Genomic DNA, 7,412 nt, shown 5'->3' with positions numbered 1-7,412 from the left:
CGTTAGCGAAGGGGTGGATGCGAAGCAGACGGGGTAGTCTTAAAAAAATCGCAAAGTGCGTAACTACAATTAGCTATGCCCACTTAGCAACATCAAGTGCACTATAGCTAAGAATGATTTTAGCACCCGCGCGCTTTATCGCTGTTAAGGATTCAAGGGTAACGCCTTTTTCATCAATCCAACCTTTTTCAGCTGCAGCTTTAATCATCGCATACTCACCACTGACATGATATGCCGCGATCGGTAACGTGCTATTAGCTTTAACATTTTGAATAATATCCAAGTAGCTTAAAGCAGGTTTAATCATTAAAAAATCAGCTCCCTCATCTTCATCCATCTGTGCTTCTTTAAGTGCTTCTTTTTTATTGCGGTAATCCATTTGATAAGACTTCCTGTCACCCTTTGGCGTTGAGTCACACGCACTTCTAAAGGGTCCATAAAAACTTGAAGCATATTTCACCGCATAAGACATAATCGCAACTTCAGCGTAATCTTCTTGATCCAAAGCATAACGCATCGCTTGAATCATGCCATCCATCATACCACTGGGGGCGACGATATCAGCGCCGGCTTTGGCATGTGAAACCGCTGTTTTTTGCAATATCTCTAAGGTCTGATCATTATTAATCTCATCATTATGCACGATACCGCAATGCCCATCTTCGGTGTATGCACACAAACAGACATCTGTGGCAATAATCAATTGCGGATGAAGCTCTTTGATCTTAGCAATTGCTTGCTGCACAATACCATCATCAGCGTAGTTTTCTGAGGCATATTTATCTTTACACGCTGGAATACCAAACAGCATAATCGATAAAACGCCGGCTTTTTTTATCTCATCTATCAGTTCAGGCAGTTGATCAAGTGACCAATGATACTGATTTGGCATTGCCGTAATTTCACGCTTAATGTTCTCACCATGCACGACAAATACCGGATACATCAAATCACTCATATGCAAACGCGTCTCAGCAATATGCTCTCGCAACACTTCAGTGCGACGCAATCTTCTTGGACGTGTCACCGGGAAAAACCCCATCTTATGCTCCTTTTTTCTTCGGCTTCTTGCGATATAACACCGAGATATTGCCAATTAATTGCACCAACTCACATTTGGTTTTTTGACAAATTTCCTCTGTCGTTGCTTGACGCACTTCTTTTTCAGCACCCGCAATTTTAACTTTAATAAGCTCATGTGCCGTTAATGCTAAATCAATTTCAGTTAACACATTCTCCGTTAATCCTTTATCTCCAAGCATGACCACTGGATTTAAACTGTGTGCTTGCGCCTTTAGCTGTTGACGCTGTTGTGATGTTAATGCCATATTTTCCTCTGTATTTTAAATAACATATATAAACTCAAGCAATTCTACACTTATTTGCCTAGGCTTAACTAGCTTTACTTTTTATTTATCTTAATATCTTAATTTGATTTCCCATGCTTAGATCTATTGACTACTCTGCCAGCGCCAGCTATCAATCATCATTTCGTTAATATCGCGTGTCGCTTGCCAATTAAGCTCTTTTTTTGCTTTTGAACAATCTGCCCAACACTCATCAATATCTCCTGCACGTCGCGGCTTTATCTCAAAGGGAACTTTCTCTCCTGTGGCTTTTTCAAATGCATCAATGACCTCAAGCACCGAATAACCATTGCCCGTGCCTAAGTTCCAAATATGACAACCTTTTTGATTCTTAATATACTCATATGCTTTTAGATGCCCTAACGCCAAATCCACCACATGAATATAATCACGAACCCCTGTGCCATCGAGCGTATTATAATCATTACCAAAGACAGATAACTTTGCCAACTTGCCACTAACCACCTGAGTCAAATAAGGTAATAAGTTATTTGGCACACCATTTGGTAATTCACCAATTAAACCACTTTTATGCGCACCCACGGGGTTAAAATATCTGAGTATTGCAATCGACCACTCATTATCAGCAAATGCTAAATCTTGTAGTATTTTCTCAACCATGACTTTAGAAACACCATAAGGATTGGTTGGTGTGCCAATGGGGCATTTTTCCGTAATCGGGATTTCTGCCGGATCGCCATAAACCGTAGCTGATGAGCTAAATACAAAGCTTTTGACATGATGTTGCTGCATGACTTTTAATAAATTTAGCGTACCTGCAACATTATTATCATAATACTCCAGTGGTTTAAAAACACTCTCACCTACGGCTTTTAATGCCGCAAAATGGATCACCATCTTGATATCGTATTGACTGAAAATCTGCTGCAATACGACGTCATCACGTATATCACCTTTAACGAATATGGGCTTTTTAGCGGTGATTTTTTCAATGCGCTCAATGATATTGTCACTACTGTTATAAAGATTATCCAAAACAACAACATCTAAGCCTGCTGTTAAAAACTCAACCACCGTATGCGAGCCGATAAACCCAGTGCCGCCAGTTATTAAAATCATTTTTGCCTTATTGATATCACTTTATCTTTTGATGCCGCTAATCTAACAAATTAGAAAAATAACGCCAATAAAAATAGCCGACAAAAACACTGATTTTCTAACGTATTCGTGTAAAATACACTAAGTTTTTAGTATTGAGTTAATTAACTTAGATTTTTAGTTAGTTACTGAAGTTTCACATTTTAGAAAAAACTATGATTTTATAAACACCCTGTCAGCCTTTGGCTACCACCCTTCTTGCAAAGAGGGCTGGCTAAGCTTGCAACACAGAGTGTTGAAATAGAAAAAATGCGTGACTCCAGTTAGTTATATATGATTTGTAGAGGGTGAATTTTGATTTTATTACGTTATCTTAATCGCGAGCTTGTGAATATGACGATGGCGATTATTCTTATCCTACTGTTGATTGTCATCAGCAACATGTTTGTGCGTTACCTATCAATCGTCTCTGGCGGTAATATCGAAGCTGATGCTGTTTTTAAAATGATCTCAGTCATGTTGCCCAAATATATCGCCTATTTACTGCCAATCGCCTTTTTCTTTGCTATTTTGATTGTTTACGGCAAAATGTTTGCTAATAACGAACTAACGGTCACCTTTGCCTGTGGCACAAGCTGGTTTCGCTTATTAAAATTCATCATGATCCCTGCATTAAGCCTCTTTGCGATAGAGCTTATTTTAACCTTATTGGTTTTACCGAAAATGGATCAGAATTACTTTCTAGTACAAAAGACGACAACCAAAAGCTCGCTTTTAAGCTTTATTCAACCTGGGAAAATCACACCCTTTAGTGATGGAAAGCAGGTTGTTTATACCAAGTCAACCGATCCTGACGGTACTTTGCATGATATTTTTATTTATCAGCAAAAACCCAACAATGGCAGCACGATTATCACAGCCCCTACCGGATACGCCGAAACAAGACCGGATGGTAATCAATATTTAGTGCTTAAAAACGGCTATTTCTATGATGCAAAGCCAGGTGTTGCTGAAGTGCAAAAAGGTCATTTCACTGAAGCGACGCAATTTATCCCAACCAAGGTTAGTGTCGGCTACAACAACTCGATCGAATCTGTTCCTACTTCAGAGCTAATCAATAGCAATGAACCACGTTATCAGGCTGAGCTGCAATGGCGATTAAGCTTTCCTTTGGCAATACTCGTCTCTTCACTCATCGCACTTGCACTATGTAAAATGCGTCCACGCCAAAGCCGCTATAGCAAAATCATTCCAGCCCTTATTGTGTTTATTCTTTATTTTAACCTCCTATCTTTATCGAAATCATGGCTTAATGATGGCAATATCCCAAGTTGGCTTGGACTTTGGTGGGTACATATTGTCTTTGCCGGTATTATGCTTTTAATACTTAAACAATATAATGGTCGTATCTTTGAAGAGAAAACCAAAGAGGTCAACGCATGAAACGCTTAACCTTATATGTCGCCTCAACCGTTTTATACACGTCTTTTATTATGATTCTGGCATTAACTGCCATTTTCTTTTTATTCACCTATATTGCCCAAGCCGGTGACATTGGCAAAGGCAACTTCACCGCATTAGCTGCCTTTTTGTACGTTCTTTATGAGGTGCCTGCGAACATTTACCTGATCATGCCGGTGTGCGCTTTATTGGGAGGCCTTATGGGGCTTGGGCTTTTAGCCAACAATAGTGAATTGATCGTCATGCGCGCTTCAGGTCAATCGATAACTCAAATTGCTAAAGGCGTACTTTTAGCTGCTTTTGGCTTGGCGTTTTTAACATTTTTAACTGGCGCCTACATTGCCCCGTACTTCCAAAAGAAGGCAACGATTAACAAAACGCTTGCCACCGGTGGCAATGAAGCATTGGTATTATATGATACGCAAACCCTATGGATTCGGGAGGGCAACGCCTTTATCCATGTTGGCAAAAACGATGCTAATGGCAAGCTTAAAGACATCACCAAATATACCATCGACAATAATCAGCTCACGGCAATTGATCATGCTGATAATGCATTATTTACCAATAAGCAATGGCAAGTTAATGATGTCTCAAGCACGCAAATTGGCAAAGATAGCAGCATTGTTTACCATGATAAACAGCAGTACTGGAACAACCTATTGCCACCCTTTTTACTCAAGATCATTACCTCTAACACTGATTATCTTAATTTAAGCGAGCTGATTGACTACATCAAGGTTAACAAAGAAGGTCAGCAAAGTGCCAATCGCATTTGGCTTAAGTTTTGGCAGACTTTCTTTCAACCGCTCTCGCTGATTATTTTAATGTTGATTGCAGTGCCCTTCTCTTCAGGATCGATGCGCTCATCAGCCTTGGGCTATAAGTTTATCATTGGCATGCTCTTTGGCTTTAGCTTCTATATTATTAATCAAACCTTTGGTCCCTTTAGTCTTGTCTATAATCTCTCAGGATTCTGGGGTGCGGCTATTCCAAGTTTTATCTTTTTGATTATTTTGGGCTTCCTATTTTGGAAAATGCGAGAATAAGACAATGCGCCCTCTTTCTAAAACACACACTAGTAAAGCATCATTAAGCAAAGTACGCATTATTGCTGGTAAATACAAATCACGTCAAATTGAATTTAGTGGCGAAAACAACTCTAATCTGCGCCCAACTTCAGATCGCTTACGTGAGACGCTATTTAATTGGCTTATGCCTTATATTGTTGACGCAAATTGTCTTGATGCTTTCGCAGGCAGTGGCACGCTAGGTTTTGAAGCCCTTTCACGCTTGGCAAAATCTTGTGATTTCTTCGAGCTTGACGCCCAGGCAACAAAGCATTTAAACAATAATAAAAACAAACTTGCTATCGACAATGTCGCTATCTATCAAAAAGATGTTTTAGCTCATCTTAAAACTTGCGATAACTATAATGTCATTTTCCTTGACCCGCCGTTTAGTAGTGATTTATTGGAGCAGTCACTCTCTAGCATCCTTAAAAATGTCAATATTGATAAGGATTGCGTTATTTATGCTGAATACGCAAGTAATAATCCACCGCCATCACTGTCACATTTCACTATGCTCAAACAAACTAAGCAAGGTGCAGTTTCTGCATGCTTGTTACAAAAATCATGATTTGTGCTACAATGCCCAACTTATCAGATGTATGAAATAATTTAATACTCCAATGATTGTATCCATTGACGCCATCGATGCGCTTTTACCACAAACCCAATGCACTAAATGCGGTTATCAAGATTGCTATGATTATGCCAAAGCCATCACCAATGGTGAGAAGCACAATCGCTGTCCACCGGGTGGTCAACAAGGTGCAGATGCATTGGCAAAATTATTACAAAGAGAAAAGCTAAGGCTTGATAAAAGCTGTGGTACGCATGCGCCAAAGAAAGTTGCATGGATTGATGAGGATCTATGTATTGGCTGCACTAAATGCATTTTAGCTTGCCCTGTCGATGCCATTATGGGTGCTAAAAAATTGATGCATACGGTGATTAATGAAGAATGCACGGGATGTGATCTGTGTGTTGAACCGTGCCCTATGGATTGCATTGAAATGCATGAACTCCCTTTAGAGGAACAACCTCATGCATTAACTGATGTCCAATATGAAACACAAAAAGCACACTATCGTAGCAAGCATAATAAACGTGCGATACGTCTTAAACAACTAAAAGAAAGTGAGACCAAAAAACATCAACAAAATATTCGTTTAAGCAATATGAATATTGATAAGAAAGCTTATATTGAACAAGCTTTAGCAAACTTTAAAGCCAAGAAAAAAATGGATTAATTGACACTCATGAACAAAGCAAAGCGTCAAAAAATTTTTGAGATCTGGCAGAACAATAACCCTAATCCAACAACTGAGCTAAATTACAGCTCAGACTTTGAGCTTCTGATTGCTGTGATCTTATCAGCGCAAGCCACGGATGTTAGTGTTAATAAAGCCACTGATAAGCTTTATCCGATTGCTAATACCCCTGAAGCTATATTTGCACTGGGTGAAGCACATCTTATGGAATATATTCAATCGATTGGTTTATATAAAACAAAAGCTAAGAACGTTATTAAAACCTGTCAGCTGTTGATTGAAAAACATAATAGCCTTGTGCCACGTGATCGCAAATCGTTGGAAGCATTACCTGGTGTTGGACGCAAAACAGCAAATGTTGTGTTAAACACGGCTTTTGGTGAGCTGACTATGGCAGTTGATACGCATATTTTTCGCATTGCCAATCGCATCAATTTAGCCCCTGGCAAAAATGTCGATGAAGTGGAGATGCATTTACTTAAAGTCATTCCCAAACAGTTTTTAAAAGACGCCCACCATTGGCTTATTTTACATGGTCGCTATATCTGCACTGCGAAAAAGCCAAAATGTGGCACATGCCCCATTTATGATTTATGTGAATTCAAACAAAAAGAAGCCTATTTATGATTTTTAGCTCCGATCGCTTAGAACTGAGAAAGCTATACTTTGACAGTTGGCATAAGTATTTAACTAAGCAGCCATTAACTGATCTTGAAACACAAATCACGCGCATTATCGAGCATCACCCTGAGTATCATCATTATCTGTCAAACTTGGATAATCTAGACAAAGATTTCCCACCTGAAATTGGTGAAACCAATCCCTTTCTACATATGGGGCTACACATGGGCTTAATTGAGCAAGTTGTTACTAATCGCCCCCATGGTATCAATCAAATTTACCAACAGCTTTGCCAGCAACAGCGTGATGAGCATAAGGCACAGCACATGATGATGGATCACTTAGCAGAATCCATCTGGAGCGCACAAAAGCATCATATGCCACCTGATGAGTCAAACTATCTCGCACAATTACAATTATTAATTTCCGGCTAACATTAAATACTTACCCACAAGTGTCCACCGTACCCTGAGCGTAAGTCAAAGCGACGCACTGAGCATCAGTCGAAGTGGGTACACTTTGGAAAATCACACGCTCATAGCGGCTTTGACTTATGCTTAGCCAAC

9 protein-coding genes are annotated in these 7,412 nt (G+C 39.5%); 6 read left to right on the top strand and 3 right to left on the bottom strand.

What is annotated here, in order from left to right:
• Nucleotides 1-73: 73 nt before the first annotated feature.
• The 3 genes from hemB to galE form a co-directional block, all read right to left on the bottom strand.
• Complete coding sequence (gene hemB / locus ACY10D_RS11685) at nt 74-1,042, bottom strand: porphobilinogen synthase (protein WP_487000903.1); 969 nt, start codon at nt 1,040-1,042, stop codon at nt 74-76.
• Nucleotide 1,043: 1 nt separating this feature from the next.
• Nucleotides 1,044-1,328: a ribosome assembly RNA-binding protein YhbY gene (gene yhbY, locus ACY10D_RS11680; protein WP_487000902.1), complete on the bottom strand. Its 285-nt coding sequence runs from the start codon at nt 1,326-1,328 to the stop codon at nt 1,044-1,046.
• 123 nt (nt 1,329-1,451) lie between these two features.
• The gene (gene galE / locus ACY10D_RS11675; RefSeq protein WP_487000901.1) at nt 1,452-2,447 is read right to left on the bottom strand and encodes a UDP-glucose 4-epimerase GalE; all 996 of its coding nucleotides are present in this window, start codon (nt 2,445-2,447) and stop codon (nt 1,452-1,454) included.
• Between the two features lie 333 nt (nt 2,448-2,780).
• On the opposite strand from galE, the gene lptF reads away from it, so the two are divergent.
• From lptF to ACY10D_RS11645, 6 genes are read left to right on the top strand one after another with little or no spacing between them, the layout of a single operon-like run.
• Nucleotides 2,781-3,869, top strand: coding sequence for an LPS export ABC transporter permease LptF (gene lptF / locus ACY10D_RS11670; protein WP_487000900.1), 1,089 nt, complete (start codon nt 2,781-2,783; stop codon nt 3,867-3,869).
• Nucleotides 3,866-4,936 carry an LPS export ABC transporter permease LptG gene (lptG, locus tag ACY10D_RS11665; protein WP_487000899.1) on the top strand — a complete coding sequence of 357 codons (1,071 nt, stop codon included), beginning with the start codon at nt 3,866-3,868 and terminating at the stop codon, nt 4,934-4,936. The genes lptF and lptG overlap by 4 nt, the downstream gene beginning before the upstream one ends.
• Nucleotides 4,937-4,940: 4 nt before the next feature.
• Entirely contained in the window at nt 4,941-5,528 is a 588-nt protein-coding gene (gene rsmD, locus ACY10D_RS11660; RefSeq protein WP_487000898.1) for a 16S rRNA (guanine(966)-N(2))-methyltransferase RsmD, read from the top strand.
• Nucleotides 5,529-5,580: 52 nt separating this feature from the next.
• Nucleotides 5,581-6,204 (top strand): RnfABCDGE type electron transport complex subunit B, encoded by a 624-nt coding sequence (locus ACY10D_RS11655; RefSeq protein WP_487000897.1) that lies wholly within the window; start codon nt 5,581-5,583, stop codon nt 6,202-6,204.
• Between the two features lie 9 nt (nt 6,205-6,213).
• A complete protein-coding gene (gene nth / locus ACY10D_RS11650; RefSeq protein WP_487000896.1) occupies nt 6,214-6,852 on the top strand; it encodes an endonuclease III in 639 nt (212 codons plus the stop codon).
• Complete coding sequence (locus ACY10D_RS11645) at nt 6,849-7,280, top strand: DUF1841 family protein (protein WP_487000895.1); 432 nt, start codon at nt 6,849-6,851, stop codon at nt 7,278-7,280. Before nth ends, ACY10D_RS11645 begins: the two co-directional genes overlap by 4 nt.
• Nucleotides 7,281-7,412 lie beyond the last annotated feature (132 nt).

It is taken from the genome of Cysteiniphilum sp. (assembly GCF_057495195.1).
Note: the sequence above shows the minus strand (reverse complement) of the source record. Positions and strands in the feature narration are given on the sequence as shown.